The sequence below is a fragment of the Streptomyces tagetis genome, assembly GCF_018069565.1.
GTDB classification, from domain to species: domain Bacteria; phylum Actinomycetota; class Actinomycetes; order Streptomycetales; family Streptomycetaceae; genus Streptomyces; species Streptomyces tagetis.
Window position 1 is genome coordinate 44,516 of record NZ_JAGPNL010000008.1, and the last position, 25,299, is coordinate 69,814.

Here is a 25,299-nt window from a genome sequence, read left to right on the forward strand (position 1 = left end):
CGCGTCCCCCGCCCCGGCGGGGTGGAGGTCCGCCGGCGGCGGCCTCCGCCCCGCCTCAGGCGTCCCGGCGGGCCGGGGCGGGGGCGGGGTAGGCCGGGTCCATCTCCTCGACGGCCCGCAGGGCGCCGCCGAGCGTCTTCACCAGCAGTTCGCACATGGTGGCGCGGGAGAGTTCCGGGCGGCCGATCCAGTGCAGGGTGGCGCCCTCGACGCTGCACACCCAGGCGAGCAGCCCCATCCGGGCCAGCGGTCCGATGTCGGTCCGCCCGTAGGCGCCCTCGGCGATGGTGGCGACGATCGCCTCGCGCACCCCGTCGCGGATCGCGTGCACCTCGGCGTCGAAGCCGACGCCCCCGCTGACGATCGTGCGGTAGGCGGCCTGGTTCTGCTCGGCGTAGCGCAGGTAGCCGTCGATGGTACGGTCGACGCGGTCGCGCTGCGGCAGGTCGGTGCCGCTCGCCGCGTTGGTGACCAGATCGGCGACGGAGTCCTGGACGATCGCCAGGTAATAGCCCCGCTTGGAGTGGAAGTAGTAGTAGATCAGCCCTTTGGCGACATGGGCCTGGCGGGCGATGTCGTCCATCGAGAGCGCGTCGTAGGACGTGTGGGCGAACAGCCTCCGCCCGATGGCGATGAGTTCGGCACGGCGGGCCAGTGAGCGCTCGGTGCCACGCGCCCGGGGGCGGGCGGCGGCCCCCTGTTGACTGATATTCAATTTCGACCCTGGTCTCCTACGGGCGGCGGGACATCCGCAGTATGGCAGGTCGGATCGTGGGACAGGTCACACCCGGGTCACGTCACAGCAGGCCCAACTGGACCACGAGCATCGCGGTCACCACGACGAGCGTCCACCCGAGGACGTGCTCGACGATCCCCGGACCGTCGTCGTCCCGGGGGCCTCCGGTGCGGAGGCGGGCGGCACCGGCGGTGTGTGCGGTCATGGCTTCTCACTGCTCCCGGACGTGGACGGCATCCCCCGGATGACCCTGTCCACCTTGCCACCGTGTGCGGCTTTCACGGCGGAGACCTTGCTCACAGACCCGGCGGCCCCGGGCGGGGTTGGTTTCGAGGGGCCGCCGGTCCGCGTGCGTCGCGGGTCAGCGCACGCCCACCGCGTCGAGCGCCTCGCGCTGGCGGGCGGTCGGACTCGCCGGGAAGTAGAGGTAGCAGACGCCGCCCGTGCCGGAGACGACCTTGCCGTCGGCGTTGTACCGCTTGGTCCGCAGCCAGACGTTCTCGAACTCCCGCCTGCGGTAGACGCGGCGCACCGCGTCGTTGGCCGGCGAGGCGGGGTCGTTGGCGATCACGTCGCCGTCCGCCGTGAAGCCGATCACGGTCATCAGGTGGCCTGCGGTGCCGTACCCCGCCCCGGTCAGCTCCTCGGCCCGGAAGGACTGGGAGGTGATGGCCGGGATGCCGGCCGCGATCAGCCGCTCCAGGTCGGTGAGGGAGCCGAGGCGGGTGACGACGGACTGGAGGTCGTCGAAGGTGGCCGCGTACGCCGCGTTGAAGGGCCAGTTGCCGCACCCCTCGTACTGGTGGTCGTAGGTGTGCCGGGCCGCGTGGCAGACCTGCGGGTCGGCGTAGGACGGGTCGACCCAGGCCAGTTGCTCCGCGGTGAGCCGGCCGCCCCAGTACTCGACGATCATCTGCGAGGAGGTGGGGCTGCACCACGCCTCGCCGCCGTTGTCGTACTCCGGGTACTGGCCCTTGTGGATCTCCTGCGAGTAGCGCGGGACGCGCAGTTCGCCCGCGGCGCCGGGGGTGGAGGCCGGCACGGTGAAGCGGTCGGGGACGTCGGAGCCCATCACGCCGAGCCGCCGGACCGTGGGGGTGGCGCTCGTGCCGGGCCTGCGGTGCAGGGTGATCCGGAGCCGGTGCGCGACCAGTCGCTCCCCGCCGGAGGCGTCGTCGACGGAGAGCGTGTCGGTCCACACCGTGGTGCGGCCGTCGCCCTGGCCGTCGACCGAGGTGCGCCGGATGTCGCCGTCGCCGGAGGCCCAGCGGCCCATCACGTACCAGGGGGTGCGGGTGCCGTCGGTGTACGTGCCCTGCACCTCGGTCTGGAGCCAGGTGCCGTCCGGGGTGTCGGCGTTCCAGGAGGCGATCAGCTCGGTCGCGGGCACGGCGAGGCGGTGGACGGGCGAGGTCCAGGTCGCGTACTCCCAGCGGGCCGACGTGCCGGTGTGCGGGTCGGTGTACGTGGTGGTGCCGGCGGGGGTGGCGATCCGTACGCCGGGCCGGTCACCGGCGACCGTGCTCGTACCGCGCGCGGTCCCGCCGCGCCAGTCCTCGGGCGTGGTCCAGGAGCGGTGGTCGACGGGGCGGGCCGGGGCGCGGCCTCGGCCCCCGCCCCCGCCGCCGCCCGGCGCGGCCTCGGCGGCGGCCGGGAGGGCGGCGCCGGTCGCGGCTGCGGCCACGGCGACGGCCAGGACGGTGCGGCGGGAGGGCTGTCGGGCTCTGCTCATGGGCGGAACTCCCCCAGGTGTCCGATGCGGGTCGGTGTTCGGTGCGTTCGGTTCGTTCGGTTCGTTCGGTTCGACGCTTCGACGCCGGCCGGCGGACGAGCCTGCGCGGGCCGGCGTACGGGCCTGCGTACGGGCCGGTTTTCGGGTCGGTCTTCCGGTCGGTCGGCGAAAAGCGGTGGGCCCACTATGGCGGCCCCCGGCCGCCGCGGCCAGCACGCACACGCCCGCCACGCCACACCGCCCCCCGATGCCGGACCCCCGGCGAGGGAGGCGGGCGGGGCCGGGCCGGCACCACCGGACCCCGCGCCCCGCGGACGGGCGTCGTAGAGTTCCCGGGGTAAGACCGCACCCGCGTACGACCAGGACCCGCCATCCACGATCTCGCCGCCCGGCTGCGCCGGCTTCCCCCCTCCTGCGGACCCGTCCGGCTGATCGGCGTGGACGGACACGCCGGGAGCGGCAAGTCCACCTTCGCCGGGCGGCTCGCCGCCGCGCTGGACGGCTCGCCCGTGCTCCGCCTGGACGACGTCGCCGACCACGACGCCCTCTTCGACTGGACCGGGCGCCTGGAGGAGCAGGTGCTCGAACCGCTCCGGCGCGGCCGGACCGCGCACTACTCCCCCTACGACTGGCGGGCCCGGCGCTTCGGGACGCCCCGGCCGCTGCCACCCGCCCCGGTGGTCCTCGTCGAGGGGGTCGGCGCGGGCCGCCGCGTCCTGCGCCCGTGGCTGGCCGCGCTGTTGTGGATGGAGCTGCCGCGCGAGGAGGCGTGGGCGCGCGGGAGGGCGCGCGACGGGGCGGAGCAACGGGCGTTCTGGGACGGGTGGGTCCCCGCCGAGCGCCGGCACTTCGCCGAGGACCCCTCGCGCCCCTTCGCGCACGGTCTGGTGCGGCAGGGCGAGCGGGGGTACGAGGTGTGTCCGGGGCCCGCCGCGCCGGACGGTCCGGCCTTTTTCCTCACGCAGGGTGACGGGCCGTCCGCTGTGTGTTGAACTTGTGAAGATCCGCCTCCGGATACCCGCCCGAGTGCCTCAACTCCGCTTGACCGGGGGGTCGTACAGGTCTTACGTTCTCCCTGAGCGGCCCCAGGGGGCCGCCCGAAGACACGAAGCCCCCGGTTGTTCCCCCGTGACCGGGGGCTTCGTTCTGCCCGGGGACGCCTCGACGACTCCTCCGCGACGCGGAGCGATCACCCTGGGTGACCGCAGTGCGCGCGCCCCTCGCGCCCCCGCCTCACGAAACGTGCCTCCCCGGCGCCTTCGGCGGGCGGCCCCGCCGCGGGTACCATGCCCTCGGTGCGCCGTCGGCGACCGTCGCGCGCGCAACGGCGGTGCCTGGCACCGAGGTTGGACCGAGGCGCCGGCCGGCGGCGGTCCGGGTACGAACCGACGGGGGCACGCTTGGTGGGGGACGGGATGGACTTCGGCACACAGGGGCCCCAGGCCCCGGCCGACCTCGCCTGGCTGCGTGGCGTGGACGCCTACACCATGGGCGCCTACCCCCAGGCCGAGGAGGAGTTCCGCACCGCGGTGCGCATCGACCCCGGCATGGCCGACGGCTGGCTCGGACTGCACGCACTGCGCGCCGACACCACCACCGCGCTGCTGCGCATGTTCCGGCACCGCGACCGCTTCGGCGAGCAGCGCGCCCGGCACCGGCGCTCCCTCAATTCCTGGTATTGGCTGGGCTGGTGGGTGCAGCCGGTGCTGGAGAGCCCGCGGGACCTGCTGCTCGCGCACGCCTCCCACTGGCTGGACGGCCGCCACGTCCCCGAGCTGGACCGGGCGCTGGCCGGGCTGCCGCCGGTGGACACCGACCCCCAGGTCCGCTTCCTGCACGCCTGCCGCTCCTACCTGGTCAAGGACTGGGAACAGCTCGTCCGGCACACCGACCCGCTCCTCGGCGACCCGCTCCTCGGCATCGAGGCGGGCCTGTTCAGCGGCATGGCACGGGTGCGGCTGGAGATGTTCGGGCAGGCCGAGCCGCTGTTGTCGGCGGCGCTGATGCGGTGCCGCAGCGAGCAGCCGCAGCGCAAGGAGCTGCGGTACTGGCTGGCGCGGGCCCACGAGGGCACCGGCCGCAGCGCCGCCGCCCTGCCGCTGTACCGGGCCGTGCACCGGGTCGACCCGGCCTTCATGGACACCTCCGCGCGTCTCGCGGCCATCGCCGAGGGCGACGGGTTCGAGGACCCGGCCGACCTCGGGTTCGCGCCCGGCGGTCCGGGGGTGGACGGGTACGACGGCTTCGACGGCCTCGACCCGCTCTTCGGCGAGGGCCGCGACCTGAAGCTGTCGGACCCGGAGCCGCCCTTCACCGCCCCGCTGTCGCCGGCCGGTCCGCCGGTGCGGGAGAAGAGCGACGTCCCGGACCCCTCGCTGCCCACCGGGCCGACCGATCCGGCCCTCCTGGAGGAAGCCCTCGCCGAGCTGGAGCGCATGGTCGGGCTGGAGCCGGTGAAGCGGCAGGTGAAGGCGCTCTCGGCGCAGTTGAACATGGCGCGGCTGCGGGCCGGCCAGGGGCTGCCGGTCCAGCCGCCCAAGCGGCACTTCGTCTTCTCCGGCCCCTCCGGCACCGGCAAGACCACGGTGGCGCGCATCCTGGGCCGCGTCTTCTACGCCCTCGGCCTGCTCGGCGGCGACCATCTGGTGGAGGCGCAGCGGGCCGATCTGGTCGGCGAGTACCTGGGCCAGACCGCGGTGAAGGCCAACGAGCTGATCGACTCGGCGCTCGGCGGCGTCCTCTTCGTCGACGAGGCGTACGCGCTCTCCAACTCCGGCTACGGCAAGGGCGACGCGTACGGGGACGAGGCGTTGCAGGTGCTGCTGAAGCGGGCGGAGGACAACCGGGACCACCTGGTGGTGATCCTGGCCGGCTACCCGGAGGGCATGGACCGCCTGCTGACCGCCAACCCCGGGCTGTCCTCGCGGTTCACCACCCGGGTGGACTTCCCGTCGTACCGGCCGCTGGAGCTGACCGCGATCGGCGAGGTGCTCGCCGCGGAGAACGGCGACGCCTGGGACGAGGAGGCCCTGGAGGAGCTGCGCTCGATCGCCGGGCACGTGGTCGACCAGGGGTGGATCGACGAGCTGGGCAACGGACGGTTCCTGCGCACGCTGTACGAGAAGAGCTGCGCCTACCGGGACCTGCGGCTGTCGGTCTGCCCCGGCGCGCTGACCCGGGACGACCTGGCGACGCTGCGGCTGCCGGACCTGATGCAGGCGTACGGGGAGGTCCTGTCCGGGCGGGGGCCGCAGGAGTCGCCGGGTCCGTGACCCGGCGGCCGGTCCCGCGGCCCCCTTCCGCTCAGCCGGCGAGCACCCCCTCGGAGGCGCCGCTGGCGCGCGGCTCGCGCACGGTGACCCGGGTGATGCCGGGTGTCTCGCGGTGGGCCGGGTCGCGGACCTCGCCGACCAGCAGTTCGAGCAGGTCCTCCAGGGCGACCAGCCCGAGCACCGTGCCGGAGGCGTCCGCGACCTGCGCCAGGTGGGTGGCGGCCCGGCGCATCACGGTGAGCGCGTCGTCGACGGGCAGTTCGGGCCGCAGGGTCGTCATCGGGCGCCACAGGTGCCGCGGGACCGGGCGGTCGGAGTCCTCCAGGTCGAGGACGTCCTTGACGTGCAGGTAGCCCGTGAAGGCTCCCTGGCCGTCGGCGACCGGGAAGCGGGAGTACCCGGTGCGGGCGGTCAGCGCGACGATCTCCCCCGGCGTGGCCGAGGAGCTGACCGTGATCAGCGACTCGCGGGGCAGGAGCACGTCGGTGACCGGGTGGGAGCCCAGTTCCAGGGCGTCCCCCAGGCGTTCCCGTTCCTCGGCGTCGAGGAGTCCGGCCTGTCCGGCGTCCTCGACCAGGCGGCCGAGCTGTTCGCTGGTGAAGACGGACCCCACCTCGTCGCGGGGCTCGACGCGGAAGAGCCACAGCACGCCCCGGGCGCAGGCGCCGAGGGCCGCGGTGACCGGCCGGCACAGGCGGGCGAAGGCGACCAGTCCGGGACCGAGCCGGAGCGCGGCCTTGCCGGGGGCCGCCATCGCCAGGTTCTTCGGCACCATCTCGCCGATGACCAGGTGGCAGAAGACCACGGCGGCCAGGGCGATCACGTACCCCAGGGGGTGGACGAGGCCCTGCGGCAGCCGCATCCCCGTGAAGACCGGCTCCAGCAGCCGGGCGACGGTGGGTTCGGCGACGGCGCCGAGGGTCAGCGAGCAGACGGTGATGCCGAACTGGGCGGCGGCCATCATCTGCGGCAGCCGTTCCAGCCCGTAGAGCACCTGGCGGGCGCGGGCGGTGCCGAGGGGTTCGATCTGGCTGCGGCGGACCGAGACGAGGGCGAACTCGGCGCCGACGAAGAAGCCGTTGGCGAGGACCAGCAGGGCGGCGAAGAGGAGTTGCAGGGCGTTCACCGGGCGGCCTCCGGCACCGGGACGGACGCCGTGCGCACCAGGCGTATCCGCTCGGCGCGGTAGTGGCCGACGCGGCGGACGCAGAAGCGCCAGCCGGGCAGCTCCACCCGGTCGCCGACGGCGGGGATGCGGCCGAGCAGGTCGGCGACGAGGCCCGCCACCGTCTCGTAGGGCCCCTCGGGCACGTCCAGGCCGATGCGGCCGAGGGTGTCGACGCGGCAGCTCCCGTCGACGTCCCAGGCCGGACTGCCGTCCTCCGTCGGTGCGGCGGCGAGGTCGGGTGTCTCGCCGAGGGCGTCGTCGTGCTCGTCGCGGACCTCTCCGACGACCTCCTCGACGATGTCCTCCAGGGTGACGACGCCGGCGGTGCCGCCGTACTCGTCGACGACGACCGCGATGGGCTGCTCGCTGCGGAGCCGGGCCAGCAGCGGCCGGACCGGCAGGGTCTGCGGGACCAGCAGGGCCGGGCGGGCGATGCGGCCGGCCGGGGTGCGCAGCCGTTCGCGGGCGGGGACGGCGAGGGCGTCCTTGAGGTGGACCATGCCGGCGATCTCGTCGATCTTCTCCCGGTAGACGGGGAAGCGGGACAGTCCGGTGGCGCGGGTCAGGTTGACCACGTCCTCGGCGGTGGCCGAGGAGTGGAGGGCGCTGACCCGCACGCGCGGGGTCATGACGTGCTGGGCGGTCAGCTCGCCGAGGGACAGGGTCCGTACGAAGAGGTCGGCGGTGTCCTGTTCCAGGGCTCCGGCGCGGGCCGAGTGCCGGGCCAGGGAGACGAGTTCGCCGGGGGTGCGGGCGGAGGCCAGCTCCTCGGTGGGCTCGATGCCGAAGAGGCGGACGAGGCGGTTGGCGACGGTGTTGAGGGCGGCGATCACCGGGCGGAAGAGGCCGGCGAAGGCGTGCTGCGGGCCGGCGACGAAGCGGGCGACCTGGAGCGGCCGGGAGACCGCCCAGTTCTTGGGCACCAGTTCGCCGATGACCATCTGCACGGCGGAGGCCAGCAGCATGCCGACGACCACGGAGACGCCGGAGACGGCGCCGTCGGGGACGCCGAGGGCGGCGAAGGGGCCGTCCAGCAGTCTGGCGAGCGCCGGTTCGGCGAGCATGCCGACGACGAGGGAGGTGAGGGTGATGCCGAGCTGGGTGCCGGAGAGCTGGAAGGACAGCTCCCGCAGGGAGGCGACGACGCGGCGGGCACGCCGGTCGCCGGCGGCGGCGGCCCGTTCGGCGTCCGCCCGCTCGACGGTCACCAGTCCGAACTCGGCCGCCACGAAGAAGCCGTTGGCGAGGATGAGCAGGAACGCGGCTGCCAGGAGCAGCAGGGGGGTGGTCATGATGCCGCCGCCTCCGCCGGGACCCGTACCGCGAGGGCACGGTCCGCGCTGTGTGGGCAGGGGGCGGCGCAGGTACTACAGGACGGTCCGTCCATCGCCGGAGGGAGTCACTCCTCGGGTAGCAGGAACCCCCGCGCACCGGGCGGAACCGCAGGGGCGGAGCCGCGACGACCGCGGCTTCCGTTCCCAGATTAATCACGACAGGGCCGCCCGCGGCAGGGTGGACGGCCCCGAACCGCCCCGGAGTCACCCCCGGCGCGGGCTCGGGGGTGACCGGTCAGGCGTGCGGGGTGTCCGGCGCGGCGGTGGAGCGGGCCTCGGCGAGGTCGCGCAGGGCGCGGGCGTCGGCGATGGCCCGGTGGCGGGCGATGCCGGGCTGGATGCCGAGCGCGGGCAGGCTGGTGCCGTCGCTGAGGTCGAGGAAGACCCAGGGGTCGCCGGGGCGGAGGTTGACCCGGAGGATCTCCGCCCATTCGAGGCGCCGCTTGGCCGTCAGGTTGACGACGGTGACGCCGGTCTCGTCGGCGACGACCTTGGGGCGGGCCAGCAGGAGCAGGACGCCGGACATGAGCAGGGCGGTCAGCGCGAAGCTGAGCCGCTCGCCCGGTCCGAGGCCCTTGAGCAGCAGCCCGATCGCCGTGATGGTCACGAAGGTGACCACGGCCACGACGATCAGGACGGCGCGGGTGCGGCCGGGCCGGAAGGTGACGGGCAGGACGGGGGTGGCGTCCGGCGGGGTGTCCGACATGGTGGGGGCTCCGGGGGTGGCGCTCAGAGGCGGCAGGCGTGGATGGCCGTGGTGAGGATGGCCCGCGCGCCGATGGCGTACAGGTCGTCCATGATCCGCTGGGCGTTCTTGGAGGGCACCATGGCGCGGACGGCGACCCAGCCCTCGTTGTGCAGCGGGGAGACGGTCGGGGACTCCAGGCCGGGGGTGAGCGCGACGGCCTTCTCCAACTGCTCGACCCGGCAGTCGTAGTCCATCATCACGTAGGTGCGGGCGACCAGGACGCCCTGGAGGCGGCGGAGGAACTGCTGCACCTTCGGTTCGGCGTCCTCGTCCGCGGTGCCGCCGGTGCGGCGGACCACGACCGCCTCGGAGGTCATGATCGGCTCGCCGATGATCTCCAGGCCGGCGTTGCGCAGCGAGGTGCCGGTCTCGACGACGTCGGCGATGACCTCGGCGACGCCCAGTTCGATGGCGGTCTCGACGGCGCCGTCGAGGTGGACGACGGAGGCGTCGATGCCGTGGTCGGCGAAGTGCTTGGCGACGATGCCCTCGTAGGAGGTGGCGACCGTCATGCCCGCCAGGTCCTCGATGCCGTTGGCGGTGCCCGGCTTGGTGGCGTAGTGGAAGGTGGAGCGGGCGAAGCCGAGCGGGAGGATCTCCTCGGCCCGCGCCCCGGAGTCGACCAGCAGGTCCCGTCCGGTGATGCCGATGTCGAGGCGGCCGGAGGAGACGTAGATGGCGATGTCGCGGGGGCGGAGGTAGAAGAACTCGACCTCGTTGGTCGGGTCGACGATCCGCAGCTCTTTGGACTCGCGCCGCTGCTGGTAGCCGGCCTCATGCAGCATCTCCGCCGCAGGTCCTGAGAGGGAACCCTTGTTGGGGACGGCGATGCGCAGCATGAGGTCGGCTTCCTTCGCGTGAGTGGGGTGTACGGGGTCCTGCGGGGGTGCGGTCAGAGGTGGGCGTAGACGTCGTCCAGGGAGATGCCGCGGGCGACCATCATCACCTGGACGTGGTAGAGGAGCTGCGAGATCTCCTCCGCCGCCGCCTCCTTGCCCTCGTACTCGGCGGCCATCCAGACCTCGGCGGCCTCCTCGACGACCTTCTTGCCGATGGCGTGGACCCCCTTGTCCACGAGTTCGGCGGTGCGGGAGGTGGCGGGGTCCCCGTGGGCGGCCTTGTGCTGGAGCTCGGCGAACAGCTCCTCGAACGTCTTCTTGGACATGGTGGCGCCCACTTTACGCGGTGTGCCGGCCGGTCTGCCGCCACGGTTCGGATACCGAACGCAGGGTGGCCGCCGTGGCGACGGCCGCGGTCACCGCCTCGTGGCCCTTGTCCTCGCCGGAGCCCTCCAGTCCGGCGCGGTCCAGGGCCTGTTCCTCGGTGTCACAGGTGAGAACGCCGAAGCCGATGGGGACTCCGGTGTCGACGGAGACCTGGGTGAGGCCCTGGGTGACGCCCTGGCACACGTAGTCGAAGTGCGGGGTGCCGCCGCGGATGACGACGCCGAGGGCGACGACGGCGTCGTAGCCGCGCCCGGCGAGGACCTTGGCGACGACGGGGAGTTCGAAGCAGCCGGGGACCCGCAGCAGGGTCGGCTCGTCGATGCCCAGCTCGTGCAGGGCGCGCAGGGCGCCGTCCACGAGCCCGGCCATCACCGTGTCGTGCCACTGGGCCGCGACGACGGCGACCCGCAGGTCCCCCACGTCGCGTACGGACAGTTCGGGTGCGCCCTTGCCGCTCACGTTCTCGTGTCTCCTCGGTGCTGTGCCGCTCGGCGGCCGGTGGTGGTCCGGCGGCCGGTGGTGGTCCGGGTGGTTCGCTGGTCCGGGTGGTCGGTCAGTGGCCGGTGGCCGGGTGTTCCGCGGGCGGGTGGCCGGTCACTGGTCGGTGCAGGTGGCCGCGGGGACCGTGTCCAGCCAGGGCAGGTCGTGGCCCATGCGGTCCCGCTTGGTGCGCAGGTAGCGGAGGTTGTGCTCGCCCGCCTGTATGGGCATCGGTTCGCGGTCGGTGACCTCGATGCCGTACCGGGTGAGGGCCGCCGCCTTGTCCGGGTTGTTGGTCAGCAGGCGGACGGCGCGGACGCCGAGGTCCCGCAGGATCTGCGCGCCGGCCCCGTAGTCCCGGGCGTCGGCGGGCAGGCCGAGTTCGAGGTTGGCGTCGAGGGTGTCCCGGCCGCGCTCCTGGAGTTCGTAGGCGCGCAGCTTGGACATGAGGCCGATGCCGCGGCCCTCGTGTCCGCGCAGGTAGACCACGACGCCGCGGCCCTCGGTCTGGACGCGGTCGAGGGAGGCGTCGAGCTGGGGCCCGCAGTCGCAGCGCTGGGAGCCGAAGACGTCGCCGGTCAGGCACTCGGAGTGGAGCCGGACCAGGACGTCGCGGCCGTCGCCGAGGTCGCCGTGGACGAGGGCGACGTGCTCGACGCCGTCGACGGTGGAGCGGTAGCCGTACGCCGTGAACACGCCGTGCCGGGTGGGGAGGCTGACCTCCGCCTCGCGGCGCACGGTCGGGTCGGCGGCACGGCGGTAGGCGACCAGGTCCTCGATGGAGATGATCGTCAGGCCGTGCTTGCGGGCGAACGGGACGAGTTCGGGCAGCCGCAGCATGCGGCCGTCCTCGCCGGCGATCTCGACGATGGCCCCGGCCGGGCGCAGTCCGGCGAGGCGGGCGAGGTCGACGGCGGCCTCGGTGTGGCCGTTGCGGGCGAGGACGCCGCCGGGGCGGGCGCGCAGCGGGAAGACGTGCCCGGGGCGGACCAGGTCGTCCGGGCGGGCGGTGCCGCCGGCCAGGAGCCGCAGGGTGGTGGCGCGGTCGTCGGCGGAGATGCCGGTGGTCACGCCGTGGGCGGCGGAGGCGTCGACCGAGACGGTGAACGCGGTCCGCATGGACTCGGTGTTGTCCTCGACCATCTGCGGCAGCCGGAGCCGGTCCAGTTCCTCGCCCTCCATGGGGGCGCAGATCAGGCCGCGGCACTCGCTCATCATGAAGGCGACGATCTCCTCGGTCGCCTTCTCGGCGGCGATGACGAGGTCGCCCTCGTTCTCGCGGTCCTCGTCGTCGACGACGACCACCGGGCGTCCGGCGGCGATGTCGGCGATGGCCTGCTCGATCGGGTCGAGCCGCAGGTCGTCGAAGCCGCCGGGGCCGTCGACGGCGGGGATGGTGCTCATGCGGGCACTCCTTCCGGGACGGGCCGCGCGACCTCGCGGGAGCGCAGCCACCAGTCGCGCATGCCCCACAGGACGAGTGCGCCGTACAGGATGTAGACGAAGCCGGAGAAGGCGAAGCCGTTGGCGAAGTTCAGCGGCACGCCGACGAGGTCGACCAGGAGCCAGGCGAACCAGAACTCGACCATGCCGCGGGCCTGCGCGTACATGGCGACGACGGTGCCGACGAAGATGTACGCGTCCGGCCAGGGGTCCCAGGACAGGGCCGGGACGGCGGTGAACAGGCCGCCGACGGCGAGGGTGCCGAGGGCGGCGCCGGCGAGCAGCGCGCCGCGCTCGCGCCAGGTGGCGAAGCGGACGGCGATGGAGCCGTCCTGCGCCTGGCGGCGGCCTCGGGTCCAGGCCCGCCAGCCGAAGGCGGCGACGACCATGACGACGATCTGCTTGCCCGCGCTGCCGGAGAGGTGGGCGGTGGCGAAGGCCGTGAAGAGGATGACGCCGGAGAGGAACTGGGCGGGCCAGGTCCACACCGAGCGCCGCCAGCCGAGGGCGAGGGCGAGCAGGCCGATCACGTTGCCGATCATGTCCGACCACTTGATGTGCTGGTCGAACAGCGTGAACGCCTCGGAGTTGAGCCAGTTCACCGCGGGTCCCCCTGTCCGGCGAGGAGCCGCTCGACGTACTTGGCGATGATGTCGACCTCGAGGTTGACCGGGTCGCCGGGCTGCTTCAGGCCGAGGGTGGTCAGGGCGAGGGTGGTGGGGATGAGGCTGACGGTGAAGAAGTCCGGGCCGGCCTCGACGACGGTGAGGCTGATGCCGTCGACGGTGATGGAGCCCTTGTCGACGACGTAGCGGGCGAGGCCGGCGGGCAGGGAGATCTTCACGACCTCCCAGTGCTCGGAGGGCTCGCGCTCAAGGATCTCGCCGGTGCCGTCGACGTGGCCCTGCACGATGTGGCCGCCGAGGCGGTCGCCGACGGCGGTGGGGCGTTCCAGGTTGACCCGGGAGCCGACGGCGAGGGCGCCGAGGCTGGAGCGGTTCAGGGTCTCGGCCATCACGTCGGCGGTGAACTCGTCGCCCTCGTGGTCGACGACGGTCAGGCACACGCCGTTGACGGCGATGGAGTCGCCGTGGGCGGCGCCCTGGGTGACGACGGGGCCGCGCAGACGGAAGCGACAGGCGTCGTCGAGGGTCTCGACGGCGGTGATCTCGCCCAGCTCTTCGACGATTCCGGTGAACACTTCCCGGGTCCTCCTGCCTCTTCGGGCACGGACTCCGGGGCTGTCGGAACGACAGAAAGAACGAGCAGGACACCCGGGCGACACCGGACGGGACCCCGCGCGCGGCGGACGCCCCAGACTCGGCGGCGCGCACGAAGGCCCGCTCGCCGCGCACTGCCTCCCATCCGGACTTTAACCGTCGGTCCAGGAATTTCACCTGGTCAACCGGCCGCTGGAGGCGACCGGGTCGCGGACTGTAACCGCCGGTTCGGACTTTCACCGACCCCGGAGTGCGCTGCTTCTGGTACAGGGTCAGTGTGCCACGACCACGGCTCGCCCATGCGGGTGATGCGTGTGGAGTGGCTCACAGCGCCCGAGTTGGTCCGTACCTATTGACGCACTGGTCTAGTCCTCTCTAGGTTCAGCGGCACGGAACCCCCACGACGTCCGGAGGCCCGGCCTGCCTCCGCGGCCGTCCCGCCTCCGGGAACGACCGGCCCGGCGGCGGTGACGACGGCCCTTGCCCGCCGCCGGGCCTCCCAGACGCCGGCGCCCTGCCCCGCCGCCCTGCCCCGCCGCACGGCCCCTTCCGGCCGGTGGTCCGGCCGTCCGCGCCGGGCTGCGCCGTCCGGCCGCCGCGGTGAGACTGGGACGCGTACGGCGCCGGTCCGCGCGGTCCCCCGGAACCCGGGGACGCCCCCGCGTGTCACATCCGCACCGGCCGGTCCGTCCCGCGGAGACACGGCGCTCCGTCCGGGAGCGTCCGCGTCCGAAGGGACTGAACAGCATGAGCACGATCCTGGTCACCGGCGGCACCGGCACGCTCGGCCGGCTCGTCACCGAGCGGCTGCGCGAACGGGGCCACGAGGTACGAGTGCTGAGCCGCCGTGCCCAGCCCTACGCCGTCGACCTGCGCGAGGGCGGCACCGCCCTGGACACGGCGCTGGAGGGCGTGGACACGGTCGTGCACTGCGCCAGTTCGCCCCGGGGCGGCGACGAACAGGCGGCGGCGAACCTGATCGCGGCGGCGCGGCGGGCCGGGACGCGGCACCTGGTGTACATCTCGATCGTCGGCGTCGACCGGGTCCCGATGGGTTACTACGGGGCGAAGCTGGCGGTGGAGCGGCTGGTCGAGGAGTCGGGGCTCGGCTGGACGGTACTGCGGGCGACGCAGTTCCACGAACTGGTGACGGAGGTGCTGCGGATGCTGTCCAAGCCGCCGGTGATGCCGCTGCCGGCCGGGGTCTCCGACCAGCCGGTCGAGGTGGCGGAGGTCGCCGACCGGCTCGCCGAACTGGCGGGCGGTGAACCGGCCGGGCGCGTCCCCGACCTGGGCGGCCCCGAGGTGCGCACGCTGGAGTCGCTGGCCCGCGCCTATCTGGCGGCGACGGGGCGGCGGCGGGTCCTGGTCCGGGTGCCGCTGGCGGGGAAGGCGTACCGCGGCTTCCGCACGGGGGGTCATCTGGCACCGGAACGGGCGGTCGGCAAGCGGACGTTCGAGGAGTACCTGGCCGGGCGGTTCGGGGACCGAGGGGGAAGGGCGTAGGACTCCCTACGGCTCTCGCCGCCCAGGGGGGCGGGAGGCGGCGGGGGCGGAGGGCCGGCGCGGGCGGAGGGCCGGCGCGGACGGTGGCGGGGCGGGAGGCGGCGGGCACGGTGGGCCGTCGCGGACGGTGGCGGGGCGGGAGGCGGCGGGGCGGGAGGCCGGTCCCGGGGACCACCGTCAGGGCACTCACGGCGCGAACAACTCGTCCTGGGCACGGTCGCGGGCGGTGAGCAGGGCACCCCGCAGGACGGCACCGCCGCCGAGGGCGGTGGGCCGGACCTCGGTGGCCAGCGGCGACATCCGGTCCAGCCGGTCCTGCACGCGGACGGCGAGGGCCTCGCCCCCGGCCCGGCCGATCTCGCCCGCCAGCACCAGGCATCCGGGGTCCAGCACCGAGACGACGGCGGCGGCGCCGAGGGCGATCCGGTGGGCGAGGTCGTCGAGGAAGCGCCCGGCGGCGGGGTCGGCGCCGAGGTCCCGGACCGCCGCCCGGACCAGCACGGCGGCCCGCGGCTCGGGCTCGACGACGCCCTCCGGTGACAGCGGCGCGGGCGCCTCACGGGGACCGGTACTCACCCCGGGCCGCGCGGGGTCACCGCCGCGGGTCCCGGGCCAGGTGGGGTCACTCACGCGGGTCCCGTGCCTGGCGGGGGCACCGGTGCTCACCCCGGGCCCGGCGGGGTCACCTACGGCGGTCCGGCGTTCACCGGGCCCACCGCCACTCGCCCCTTGCCCGGCAGGGCCACCGCCGCTCACCCCGGGCCAGGTGGGTTCACTTACGCCGCTCCCGGGCCCGGCAAGGCCACCGGCACTCCCCCCGGGCCCGGCAAGGCCACCGGCGCTCCCCCCGGGCCCGGCAGGGCCACCCGCGCTCACCGCGTCCTCTCCGGGACCGGCGTTCACCCCGTGCTCGGCGGCCAGCGCCGTCACCGCCGCCGCGCCGGCCAGCGAGTGGAAGCCGCCGTGGCAGTCGCCGGACGACGGCAGGCCCCCGACGCCCGGCACCGGCAGGAAGCCGATCTCGCCCGCGCCGCCGGAGACGCCCCGCCGCAGCGTGCCGTCGAGGACCACCCCGGCGCCGATGCCGAGGCCGAGCCAGAGCAGGACGAAGGTGTCCCGGTCCCGGGCCGCCCCGTCGCGCTGCTCGGCGAGGGCGGCGAGGTTGGTCTCGTTCTCGACGCCGATCCGCGCCGCCGGGAACCGTTCCTGGAGCGCCGCCACCAGTTGCCGGTGCCACGCGGGCAGGCCCGAGGAGTCCCGGAGTTCGCCGACGGCCGGGTCGATCAGGCCGGGCGCCCCGATGGCGACCGTGTGCAGCCGCTCGGCCCCGGCCTCCTTCACCGCCCGCTCGACCAGCGTCACCGCCCGCTCCACCGCGGGCCCGGTACGGGTGTCGTCGCCGATCGGCACGGACGCCTCGGCGAGCACGCGGCCGAGCAGGTCGGAGACGAGCACGGCGACGCTCCCGGTGCGCACGTCGAGGGCGGCGAGGTGGGCCCGGTCCGCGACGATGCCGTACAGCTTGGCGTTCGGGCCGCGGCGCTGCTCGCGGGACTCCCCCGCCACCTCGATCAGCCCGGCGACGGTGAGGCGTTCGACGAGGTCGGCGACGGTGGGCCGGGACAAGCCGGTGAGCTGCTTCAGCCGCGCCGCCGTCAGCGGGCCCTCCTGCTGGAGCAGGCGCAGGGCGAGCCGGTCGTTGAGGGCCCGTGCGGTGCTCGGGGATGCGGCCATGCCGGGAATCCTCCCAGATCGTCGGCGGGGCGAGGACGTGACCGTCACTATCTATCAGGCAGGGTTCCTGATAGTTTACCGCGCGGCGCGGACCCCGGTACGGAGGGCCCGTGGCGACCGGAGGACACGGGGAGAGGGAGGGCCGGGCATGGGCACAGGGGGCAGCGGGCGGCGCGAGGTGAGGCGGGCCCGGTACGCGGTGGCGGCGGTCTTCGCCGTGCACGGCGCCGTCACCGGCTCGTTCGCGACCCGGGTGCCGTGGATTCAGGAACACGCCGGGGTGAGCGCGGGCCAACTGGGCCTCGCCCTGGCCTTCCCGGCGCTCGGCGCCTCGCTGGCCATGCCGCTGGCCGGCAGCGTCAGCCACCGCTTCGGCGCCCGTACGGCACTGCGCGGACTGCTGGCCCTGTGGACGCTGGCGCTGCTGCTGCCCTCCCTCGCGCCCAACCTGATCACCCTGTGCGCCGCGCTGTTCGCCTTCGGCGCGACGGCGGGCATGTCGGACGTGGCGATGAACGCGCTCGGCGTCGAGGTGGAGAACCGCCTCGACAAGTCGATCATGTCGGGGCTGCACGGCATGTGGAGCCTGGGCGCCCTGCTCGGCTCGGCCGCCGGGACCCTCGCCGCCCACCTCGGCTCGGACGCCCGTACGCACCACGCGCTGGCCGCGGCGACGCTCACCGTGGCGGGCCTGGTCGCCTGCACCTGGGTGCTGGACCTCCAGCCGTCCGAGGACGAGGAGGCGCCGCCCCGGTTCGCGCTGCCGCCCAGGTCGGCGCTGCTGATCGGCGCGGTCGGTTTCTGCGCGGTCTTCGCGGAGGGCGCGAGCCTGGACTGGTCGGCGGTCTACCTGCGGGACCGGATGGACGCCTCGGCCGGTCTGGCGGCGGCGTGCACGACGGGCTTCACGCTCACCATGGCGGTGGCCCGGTTCGCCGGCGACGGGGTGGTGGACCGGTTCGGCGCCGTGCGCACGGTCAGGTTCTGCGGGGTGCTGGCGACGCTGGGCGGGCTGCTCATCGTCCTCGCGGACCGTCCGGCGCTCGCCATGGCGGGCTTCGCGCTGATGGGACTGGGCATCGCCGTGGTGGTGCCGCTCTGCTTCGCGGCGGCGGGCCGCAGCGGCTCCAACCCGAGCCTGGCCATCGCGGGGGTCGCCACCATCACGTACACCTCGGGGCTGGTGGCGCCGAGCGCGATCGGCACGCTGGCCCAGGCGACGAGCCTGATGGTGTCGTTCTGCCTGGTGACCGCGCTGACCTGCGGGCTGACGGCGTTCGCCTCGGTGCTACGAGCCGGCGACCGCGAGCGCACGGTGACCGGCGGACCGGCCACGGAGCGCATCGCGGCCCACCAGAGCGACACGGGCTGACCGGCACCGTCCGCGCGGCGTGTGCTCGCGGGCTCCGACGACCCATGACACGGAGTTGCTCATGTCTCTGGCTGTGGCGATCACCGGGACACGACAGACCGGACACCGGGAACCCGGCGAGATCGGGGACCTGTTCGGCCGCTACCTGGCCCCGTGGGCCACACCCGCCGCGAGGTTCTCCGTGGGCGGAGCGCGCGGCATCGACAGCCTGTCGCTGCTGTGGCTCGCCGGGAACACGTCGTCGCACCTGACCGTGGTGGTGCCCTGCACGGTCGCGCGGCAGCCCCCCGAGGCGCGGCAGGCGATCGAGCGGTGCCGGGACCGGCTCGACGCGGTCGTCGAGTTGGGCGCCGCCGAGCCGCGCACGCCCGCGTTCCACGCCCGCAACCGGTGGATGGTGGACCGGGCCGACCTGGTGATCGGATTCCCGCTCGCCGACACCGAGGACGGCTCGGGCACCTGGCAGACGCTCGACTACGCGGCCGAGCAGGGGAAACCACGGCTGATCGTGCCCCTGTGAGGCGCTCGACGAACAGCCCGAGGACTCTCGCCGAGGGGTCCAGGCACGGGCCGCCACCTGAACACCCGCCCCTCCTCGATGGTGGTGGCGAGAAGGACTCAGGCGGCGCGGGCGAGGTCGACCCGGGGCGGCAGTTCCGTGAGGCTGGTGATTCGCCAGTCCGCCGTCGCGGCGACCTCCGGGGTGTCGGCCCACAGGTTCCCCCACGGGCCGCGCCGCAGGTGAGCGGTACGGAGCCCCGCCGCCGCCGCGGGCAGGGTGTCGTTGGCGGGGTGGTCACCGACGTACAGCGTCTCCCCGGGCGCGGCCTGCCCGGCCTCGACCGCGCGCCGGAAGAACTCCGGGTCGGGCTTGGCCACGCCCCACTCCCCGGAGGTCGCCACCATGTCGGCCGGCAGGGCCAGCTCGCGCAGGAGTTCGCCCGCGCGGACGGTCTGGTTCCCGGCGATGACGACACGCAAGCCCAGGTCGCGCAGTGCCGTCAGGGCGGGGCGGACGTCGTCGTACAGGTCGCTCTCGTCCAGGCGCTCGCCACGGCCGGCGGCCTCGCGGGCGGCGTACTCGGCGGCGATGTCGATACCCGGCTTGATGAGCCGGAGGGCGTCGGCGTTGTCGCGGCCCTGGGCGACGACCGCGCCGACGAGCGCTGACACGGTGTGCCGGGGGACGTCGAGCCAGTCGGCCCACGACGCCCAGTACCGGTCATCGCGGACCAGGGTCTCGCCGACGTCGAAGACCACGGCGCGAATCATGCGGGCAGGTTATCCGGGAATGCGGGTGCGCTGTCGCGGTGGCGGCCGGGGGTGGTTTCAGGGGGTGGCCGTCCGGGCTGGGCTGCCCGGCGTGGCCGTTGTTTCCGGCGCGGTGTCCTGCGGGTGCAGGAGGGCTTGGGCGAGGGTGCGGAAGGTGTCGGTCCATGGGGACGGGCGGAGGGTGTCGGGGTCCAGCCGGACCAGGACCCGGGTGCCGTGGGCGTACGTGGTCGCGCCGTCGGCCGAGCAGAAGCGGAAGCCGTAGGTCAGCCCGGTCCGGCCGAGCCGTTCCAGCCAGAGGTGGACGGCGTGGGCGCCCGGCCGGGTCACCGGTGCCTCGTAGGTGATGCGGAACTCCCGGACGGCGTTGCAGGCGTCGCCGGCCGCCGCCCAGTCGCCCTCGAACCGGAAGCCGTGCTCGGTCCAGAGCGCGACCCAGGCCCGCTCGACCAGCAGGGGATAGCGGGCGTTGTGCAGCAGTCCGAGGGCGTCCAGGTCGTCGAAGTGGACGGTGACGGGGACGAGCCGGCCGCAGGCCGGGACGGGGGCGGCGGGGGCTTCGGCGGTCACGGCGGGCTCCTGGGGTCCGGTGTCGCTGGGGTCCTGGCGGGGCGGGCGCGCTCGCCCTTGCCCGGCGCCCTCCCCGGGCGGCTCCCCGGGCCGGTGAGCACACCCGCGGGCACGGGCTCCGCCCATCCTAAGCGCTCGCTCAGCGACGCCCGCCGGGGAAGCGCACCGATCATCCGGGGGCTCGGATCAGGCCACCACCGGTCACCCCTGACAATGGTCCGGTCAATCTGCGTACAGAGAAAGCGAAACCTCACCATGGACCTCGGCGTGCGCTGGAAGCTGCACGGTGACGGGCGCACGCCCGCACCCGGAGCGGTGGTCCGCCCCGACGAACGGCTCTCGTGGCCCCGCACGGTCGGGCTCGGCGCCCAGCACGTGGTGGCCATGTTCGGGGCGTCCTTCGTGGCCCCGGTCCTGATGGGCCTCGACCCCAACCTCGCGATCATGATGTCGGGCGTGGCGACCGTCATCTTCCTGCTCGCCACCCGCGGCCGGGTCCCCAGCTACCTCGGCTGCTCCCTCTCCTTCGTCGGCGTCGCCGCCGTGATCCGGGCCCAGGGCGGCACCAGCGCCACGGTGACCGGCGCGGTCCTCGTGGTCGGCGCCGTGCTCTTCGTGGTGGGCCTCGCCGTGCAGCGCTTCGGGGCGCGGATCATCCACGCCGCGATGCCGCCCATCGTCACGGGCGCCGTGGTGATGCTGATCGGCTTCAACCTGGCGCCGGTCACCGCCTCCACCTACTGGCCGCAGGACCAGTGGACGGCCCTGCTGGTGATGCTCTTCACCGGGCTCGCCGTGGTCTGCCTGCGGGGTTTCTGGTCCCGCATCGCGATCTTCCTCGGGCTGGTCTTCGGGTACGCCGTCTCCTGGGTCTTCGACCTGGTCTTCGGGAAGATCCACTCGGTGGACGCGAGCGGCAAGCTCACCGACCACTGGCGGCTGGACCTCTCCGCCGTCGGCCAGGCCGACTGGATCGGCCTGCCCGCCTTCCACGGGCCCTCCTTCGAGTGGTCGGCGGTACTGGTCGCGCTGCCGGTCGTGATCGCGCTGGTCGCCGAGAACGCGGGGCACGTCAAGGCGGTCGGCGAGATGACCGGCGACCCGCTCGACGACAAGCTGGGCACGGCGATCTCCGCCGACGGCGTCGGCTCGATGCTCTCCACCGCGGTCGGCGGCCCGCCGAACACCACGTACTCCGAGAACATCGGCGTGATGGCCGCGACCCGGGTCTACTCGACGGCCGCCTACTGGGCCGCCGCCGGCTTCGCCCTGCTCTTCGGCCTCTGCCCGAAGTTCGGCGCGGTCGTCGCCGCGATCCCGGGCGGTGTGCTCGGCGGCATCACCGTGATCCTCTACGGCATGATCGGCCTGCTCGGCGCCCAGATCTGGACCAACGCCAAGGTCGACCTGCGCAACCCGCTGAACCTGGTGCCGGCCGCCGCGGGCATCATCATCGGCGTCGGCAACGTCAGCATGTCGTTCACCGACACCTTCTCCCTGAGCGGCATCGCGCTCGGCACCCTGGTCGTCATCACCGGCTACCACGCGCTGCGCGCCTTCGCCCCCGCCCACCTCAAGACGCAGGAACCGCTGCTCGACGAGGGCACGTCGTCGTACGGCGGGGACGCCGAGGACACCGAGGACGGCGAGGGCGGCCAGGACGGCGACGGTGGTACCGGCCCTCAGCGCGCCAGGTCGTAGGCGTACGACGGGCTGAACGTGCCGGGCGGGCCCTTGCAGCCGTCGGACTCGCCCGGCAGCTTGACCCACAGGTAGGCGTGGATGCGTTCCTCGCCGGTGCCGAGGGTGGGGGCGCGGCCCAGTGCGCGGCCGTCGGGGTCGCACCACTGGCCGTCGGGCGGGGCGCCGTTGCCGTTGCGGCTGGTGTCGATGACGGCGCCCAGGTCCGGCGGTCCGCCGAGGGCGGCGAGCACCGCCCGGTCGTAGGCGATCTCGTCGGCGGTGGCGTGGAAGTTGGAGACGTTGCTGAAGACGCCGTCGGAGGAGGCCGCCGAGCCCGCGCCGGCCTGCCGCAGCCACCCCGCCTGCCGGGCCGGCGAGTGCCAGCCGGAGTGCCCCGCGTCGAAGTAGACCCGGGCCCTCGGCGCCGCCTCCTTCAGCACCCGCCCGGCGCGGGCCAGGGAGGCGAAGCGGGCGGCGCGCTCGCCCTCGGTGAGACAGTCGGCCTGGGCGACGGAGTCGGGTTCCAGGACGACGATGACCTCGCCGGAGCCCAGCCCGGCGGCGAACCGGCCGATCCAGTCGTCGTAGGCGGCGAGGTCCGGCGCCCCGCCCTCGGAGTGGCCGCCGCAGTCCCGCCCGGGTATCGCGTACGGCACGACGACCGGGACCCGGCCCTCGGCGGCGGCGCCCGAGGTGACCGCCCGGACCTCTGCGGTGACCGTCCCCGGCGAGAAGGCGGCGAACCACACGGCGGCCGGGTGGTCGCCTATGCGGGAGGCGATGACCTCCCGGCGCGGGTCACTCGGGTGGGCCCGCACCCAGTCGAGCACCTGGGAGCGGGGATGCCGGTAGAGGCGGGAGACGGCGACCGCCGCCGACCGCGGCTCCGTGCGTTCGGGGGCGGGGCGGGCAATGGCGCTCGGCGTCGGGGACCCGGAGCCGGCCGGGGCGGACGGCGTGGCCGAGGGAGACGGGGACGGCAGGACGGGCAGGGCGTCCGGGCGCGGCGAGGCGGTCACCGCGGGGCGGGCCTCGTCGGCGCGGCCGTCGTCGGCCCGGCCGTCGTCGCGGAGCGCGGAGAACATCCCCGCCACGGCACCGGCGGCGACCACGACGGAGGCCGCCACGACCATCGCGCCGCGACGGGCGGCCCGTCGGCGCTCGGCCCTGCGATCGGCCCGGCGCCGGGCACGGAGCCCTGACACGTGGTGTCCCCCTCCCCCGCGCGGCGGGCGCGTTCCCCCGTTCTGGGGAAGCGTCGGACCGCCGGCACTGCCCACACCCTAAAGCTGCGAACCTGCCGCCATGGCGCACTGCGAGCAAGTCGACGCGGCCGTCGGCACGATGGCCCCGCCCCTGTCCCGGCTGCGCGCGCTCCTGGGGGCGCTGCCCGCGCGGGACGGGGTGGCCGTCTTCACCCGCGTCTACACGGAGGCCGCCGAGGCGGCGGACCGGCGGGCCGGGGAGGGTGTCCTGCCCGCCGTCCGGGCGGCGAGCGCGCTGGACGCGCGGCTGGCGGAGCGCGCCTTGGCCGCCCTCGACGCGCCGGACGAGGGGCGCCGGCCGCCCGCGTGCTGGCGGCCCCTGCTCCAGTTCCGCCGCCATCCCGGCGTACGCCCGGTGCAGTTCGCGCTGGCGGGCGTCCATGCGCAGGCGGGCCACGACCTGGCGCTGGCCCTGGTGGACACCTGCCGTACGCTCGGCTGCGAACCCGTCGACCTGGAGACCGAGTTCGACCGGGTGGGCGATCTCCTCGCCTCGGTGGAGGAGCGGGCCCGCGAGGAGCTGACGCCGGGTCCCGACCGGCTCCGGCTCGCCGATCCGCTGGCCCATCTGCTCGGCGCGTGGAGCCTGGAGCGGGCCCGGGAGGCCGCCTGGAGCGCCGCCCGCGCCCTGTGGGCGCTGCGCCCCCAGCCCGAGATCGCCGGGGAGCTGGCCGACCGCCTGGACACGACGGCCGGCCTCGCGGCCCGCATGCTCCTGATCCCCCTGCCGGGCCCGCACACGAAGGCCCGGCACGCGTAGGCCGGCGGGCCCGCCGGCCCGCTGACACGCCGGCCCGACGCCGGTACGCCGCCGCGCCCGTACGCCGCCCCGGCCTCGTCAGTCCTCCGGGAGCCGCACCGGGGCGAGGGTGTCGTAGAGGTCGCCGGGGCCCGGGTTGGCGGGGTCGGTGGTGCCGCCGAGGTGGTGCATGACGCCCCAGACCGCGTTCAGGGCGGTCTGCACCGCGCCCTCGGCCCAGCCGGCCGTCCAGGAGATGTCGTCCCCGGCGAGGAAGAGGCCGCGCTGTCCGGCGGGCAGCTTGTCCTGCATGAAGTGGGTGAACAGGCGCCGCTGGTAACGGTAGTGGCCGGGCAGGTTGGCCTTGAAGGCGCCCATGAAGTAGGGCTCGTTCTCCCAGGAGACGGTCACCGGGGGGCCGATGACGTGCCCCCGGATGTCGACGTCCGGATAGATCTCGCCGAGGGAGGCCAGCATGACGTCCATCCGCTCCTCGGCCGAGAGCGGCAGCCACTTCAGGCTGTCGTCGCACCAGGTGTAGGAGAGGCACATCACGGCGGGCCCCTCGGGTCCGTCGTCGAGGAGGTAGGTGCCGCGGGTCATGCGGTCGGTGAGCGTCATCGACATCACGTTCCGGCCCGTCTCGGGGTCCCTGTCCCGCCAGAAGGGCCGGTCCACGGGGACGAAGAGCTTGGAGCTCTCCATGTAGTGGGTCCGCTCGATCGCCGTCCAGTGGTCGATGGGGAACAGCGACTCGTCGCACGCGATCTTGGAGAGCAGCATCCAGGACTGGGCGGTGAAGACGACGGCCCGGTAGGTGCGGGTCTCGCCGTCCGCGTCCGTCACGGTGACCCCGCCGTCCGGGGTGCGGCCGAGCCGGGTCACAGCCGGGCGGGGCTCGCCGCCCGGGTGCAGGGCGCGCAGCGAGGTGCCGTACGGCCAGTGGACGATCTTCTCCGGCTCGCGCTCCCACAGGCGCAGCGGGAGTTGCTGGGAGCCGCCGACGATGCCCTCGTGGTGGTCGTCGGCCTCGGTGTAGACGACGCGCAGGATCTCCAGGATGGAGTTGGGGAAGTCGGTGTCCCAGCCGCCGGTGCCGAAGCCGACCTGGCCGAAGATCTCGCGGTGCCGGAAGGACGAGAACGCCTCGGAGCCGCAGAGGAAGCCGTAGAAGGTCTGGTCGTCGAGGCGTTCGACCAGCCGGGACCACAGCTCGCGGATGCGGGGCACGTCCCGTTCGCGCAGCGCGCGGTTCATGGCGGAGAAGTCCGCGCCCTCCTCCAGGCACCGGGCCCAGGCGTCGGCCACGTCCCGGTAGACCTGGGGCAGGTCGGCCGGCGTCTCGGCGTAGTGGCTCTCGCCCTTGAGGTCGACGACGGTCGACTCGGTGGCCTCGGCGAGGGGGTTGGGGAAGGGGCGGGTACGGAGGCCCACGAGGTCGATGTAGTGGCGCAGGGCCGTGGAGGAGGGCGGGAAGCGCATCGCGCCCAGTTCGGCGGTGAGCGAGGGGTCGCAGCCCTCGAAGCCCACGGTGCGCAGCCGGCCGCCGATCCGGTCGGCCTCGTGGACGACCGGCTTCAGGCCCATCTTCATCAGTTCGTACGCGGCCACCATGCCGGAGAGTCCGCCGCCGACGACGGCGACCTCGGTGCCGTGCTCGGTCGCGGGCACCTGGCCGAGGCCGGCCGGGTGGGCGAGGAAGTCGTCGTAGGCGTAGGGGAAGTCCGGGCCGATCATGGTGATCGGCGGCCGGGGCGCGTCGGCGTGCTCGGGCGCGGGGGGCACGGTGGACGTCATGG

Annotated in this window: 24 protein-coding genes and 1 riboswitch; of the genes, 7 read left to right on the plus strand and 17 right to left on the minus strand. The window is 74.4% G+C overall.

The annotated features are described in order from the left end of the window. Positions 1–55: 55 nt before the first annotated feature. The 3 genes from J5Y05_RS24545 to J5Y05_RS24555 all read right to left on the minus strand — a co-directional run bounded on the left by J5Y05_RS24545 (position 56) and on the right by J5Y05_RS24555 (position 2,468). Entirely contained in the window at positions 56–715 is a 660-nt protein-coding gene (locus tag J5Y05_RS24545; RefSeq protein WP_210875255.1) for a TetR/AcrR family transcriptional regulator, read from the minus strand. Between the two features lie 82 nt (positions 716–797). Beyond that, the gene (locus tag J5Y05_RS24550; protein ID WP_107091339.1) at positions 798–941 is read right to left on the minus strand and encodes an SCO1431 family membrane protein; all 144 of its coding nucleotides are present in this window, start codon (positions 939–941) and stop codon (positions 798–800) included. A 156-nt stretch (positions 942–1,097) separates the two neighbouring features. Then, positions 1,098–2,468, minus strand: a complete 1,371-nt coding sequence (locus J5Y05_RS24555; protein ID WP_210875256.1) for a C39 family peptidase — start codon at positions 2,466–2,468, stop codon at positions 1,098–1,100. 371 nt (positions 2,469–2,839) lie between these two features. On the opposite strand from J5Y05_RS24555, the gene J5Y05_RS24560 reads away from it, so the two are divergent. Both J5Y05_RS24560 and J5Y05_RS24565 read left to right on the plus strand, forming a co-directional pair. Continuing rightward, entirely contained in the window at positions 2,840–3,460 is a 621-nt protein-coding gene (locus J5Y05_RS24560; RefSeq protein WP_210875529.1) for a uridine kinase family protein, read from the plus strand. A gap of 423 nt (positions 3,461–3,883) precedes the next feature. Continuing rightward, positions 3,884–5,740, plus strand: coding sequence for an AAA family ATPase (locus J5Y05_RS24565; RefSeq protein WP_210875257.1), 1,857 nt, complete (start codon positions 3,884–3,886; stop codon positions 5,738–5,740). Positions 5,741–5,771: 31 nt separating this feature from the next. Here J5Y05_RS24565 and J5Y05_RS24570 read toward each other — a convergent pair whose 3' ends face one another. The 9 genes from J5Y05_RS24570 to J5Y05_RS24610 form a co-directional block, all read right to left on the minus strand. Continuing rightward, a complete protein-coding gene (locus J5Y05_RS24570; RefSeq protein ID WP_210875258.1) occupies positions 5,772–6,866 on the minus strand; it encodes a hemolysin family protein in 1,095 nt (364 codons plus the stop codon). Then, positions 6,863–8,200, minus strand: coding sequence for a hemolysin family protein (locus J5Y05_RS24575; RefSeq protein WP_210875259.1), 1,338 nt, complete (start codon positions 8,198–8,200; stop codon positions 6,863–6,865). The genes J5Y05_RS24570 and J5Y05_RS24575 overlap by 4 nt, the downstream gene beginning before the upstream one ends. A 277-nt stretch (positions 8,201–8,477) precedes the next feature. Continuing rightward, positions 8,478–8,948, minus strand: a complete 471-nt coding sequence (locus J5Y05_RS24580) for a PH domain-containing protein (protein WP_210875260.1) — start codon at positions 8,946–8,948, stop codon at positions 8,478–8,480. Between the two features lie 23 nt (positions 8,949–8,971). Further along, entirely contained in the window at positions 8,972–9,829 is an 858-nt protein-coding gene (hisG, locus tag J5Y05_RS24585) for an ATP phosphoribosyltransferase (RefSeq protein ID WP_210875261.1), read from the minus strand. Positions 9,830–9,882: 53 nt separating this feature from the next. Further along, the gene (locus J5Y05_RS24590) at positions 9,883–10,155 is read right to left on the minus strand and encodes a phosphoribosyl-ATP diphosphatase (RefSeq protein WP_030420890.1); all 273 of its coding nucleotides are present in this window, start codon (positions 10,153–10,155) and stop codon (positions 9,883–9,885) included. 13 nt (positions 10,156–10,168) lie between these two features. Next, entirely contained in the window at positions 10,169–10,675 is a 507-nt protein-coding gene (gene ribH / locus J5Y05_RS24595; protein WP_210875262.1) for a 6,7-dimethyl-8-ribityllumazine synthase, read from the minus strand. 135 nt (positions 10,676–10,810) lie between these two features. Further along, positions 10,811–12,100, minus strand: coding sequence for a bifunctional 3,4-dihydroxy-2-butanone-4-phosphate synthase/GTP cyclohydrolase II (locus tag J5Y05_RS24600; protein ID WP_210875263.1), 1,290 nt, complete (start codon positions 12,098–12,100; stop codon positions 10,811–10,813). After that, positions 12,097–12,741: a nicotinamide mononucleotide transporter family protein gene (locus J5Y05_RS24605; RefSeq protein WP_210875264.1), complete on the minus strand. Its 645-nt coding sequence runs from the start codon at positions 12,739–12,741 to the stop codon at positions 12,097–12,099. Before J5Y05_RS24605 ends, J5Y05_RS24600 begins: the two co-directional genes overlap by 4 nt. After that, on the minus strand, positions 12,738–13,340 hold the full coding sequence (locus tag J5Y05_RS24610; RefSeq protein WP_210875265.1) for a riboflavin synthase: 603 nt from the start codon (positions 13,338–13,340) through the stop codon (positions 12,738–12,740). The genes J5Y05_RS24605 and J5Y05_RS24610 overlap by 4 nt, the downstream gene beginning before the upstream one ends. A 146-nt stretch (positions 13,341–13,486) precedes the next feature. Then, positions 13,487–13,617: riboswitch (FMN riboswitch) on the minus strand. Between the two features lie 489 nt (positions 13,618–14,106). Here J5Y05_RS24610 and J5Y05_RS24615 point away from each other — a divergent pair. After that, positions 14,107–14,865 carry an SDR family oxidoreductase gene (locus tag J5Y05_RS24615; RefSeq protein WP_210875266.1) on the plus strand — a complete coding sequence of 253 codons (759 nt, stop codon included), beginning with the start codon at positions 14,107–14,109 and terminating at the stop codon, positions 14,863–14,865. A 186-nt stretch (positions 14,866–15,051) separates the two neighbouring features. Here the strand turns inward: J5Y05_RS24615 and J5Y05_RS24620 are convergent, their stop codons facing one another. After that, positions 15,052–16,599 (minus strand): ROK family transcriptional regulator, encoded by a 1,548-nt coding sequence (locus J5Y05_RS24620; RefSeq protein WP_210875267.1) that lies wholly within the window; start codon positions 16,597–16,599, stop codon positions 15,052–15,054. 148 nt (positions 16,600–16,747) lie between these two features. Here J5Y05_RS24620 and J5Y05_RS24625 point away from each other — a divergent pair, with 148 nt between their 5' ends. After that, positions 16,748–17,971: an MFS transporter gene (locus tag J5Y05_RS24625; RefSeq protein ID WP_210875268.1), complete on the plus strand. Its 1,224-nt coding sequence runs from the start codon at positions 16,748–16,750 to the stop codon at positions 17,969–17,971. A gap of 61 nt (positions 17,972–18,032) precedes the next feature. Further along, the gene (locus J5Y05_RS24630) at positions 18,033–18,491 is read left to right on the plus strand and encodes a DNA-processing protein DprA (protein ID WP_210875269.1); all 459 of its coding nucleotides are present in this window, start codon (positions 18,033–18,035) and stop codon (positions 18,489–18,491) included. A 98-nt stretch (positions 18,492–18,589) separates the two neighbouring features. On the opposite strand, the gene J5Y05_RS24635 is transcribed toward J5Y05_RS24630, so the two are convergent. Together J5Y05_RS24635 and J5Y05_RS24640 are read right to left on the minus strand one after the other, a co-directional pair. After that, complete coding sequence (locus tag J5Y05_RS24635) at positions 18,590–19,243, minus strand: HAD family hydrolase (protein ID WP_210875270.1); 654 nt, start codon at positions 19,241–19,243, stop codon at positions 18,590–18,592. Positions 19,244–19,300: 57 nt separating this feature from the next. Further along, complete coding sequence (locus tag J5Y05_RS24640; RefSeq protein WP_210875271.1) at positions 19,301–19,813, minus strand: acyl-CoA thioesterase; 513 nt, start codon at positions 19,811–19,813, stop codon at positions 19,301–19,303. 255 nt (positions 19,814–20,068) lie between these two features. Between J5Y05_RS24640 and J5Y05_RS24645 the strand changes: the two genes are divergently transcribed. Next, entirely contained in the window at positions 20,069–21,514 is a 1,446-nt protein-coding gene (locus J5Y05_RS24645) for a uracil-xanthine permease family protein (RefSeq protein WP_210875272.1), read from the plus strand. Here the strand turns inward: J5Y05_RS24645 and J5Y05_RS24650 are convergent. After that, positions 21,496–22,629 carry a glycoside hydrolase family 6 protein gene (locus tag J5Y05_RS24650; RefSeq protein WP_210875530.1) on the minus strand — a complete coding sequence of 378 codons (1,134 nt, stop codon included), beginning with the start codon at positions 22,627–22,629 and terminating at the stop codon, positions 21,496–21,498. The genes J5Y05_RS24645 and J5Y05_RS24650 overlap by 19 nt on opposite strands. Before the next feature lie 172 nt (positions 22,630–22,801). Between J5Y05_RS24650 and J5Y05_RS24655 the strand changes: the two genes are divergently transcribed. Continuing rightward, positions 22,802–23,521 (plus strand): DUF5995 family protein, encoded by a 720-nt coding sequence (locus J5Y05_RS24655; protein WP_210875273.1) that lies wholly within the window; start codon positions 22,802–22,804, stop codon positions 23,519–23,521. A 78-nt stretch (positions 23,522–23,599) separates the two neighbouring features. Here J5Y05_RS24655 and J5Y05_RS24660 read toward each other — a convergent pair whose 3' ends face one another. Beyond that, on the minus strand, positions 23,600–25,297 hold the full coding sequence (locus J5Y05_RS24660) for a flavin monoamine oxidase family protein (RefSeq protein WP_210875274.1): 1,698 nt from the start codon (positions 25,295–25,297) through the stop codon (positions 23,600–23,602). Between the last annotated feature and the right edge of the window lie 2 nt (positions 25,298–25,299).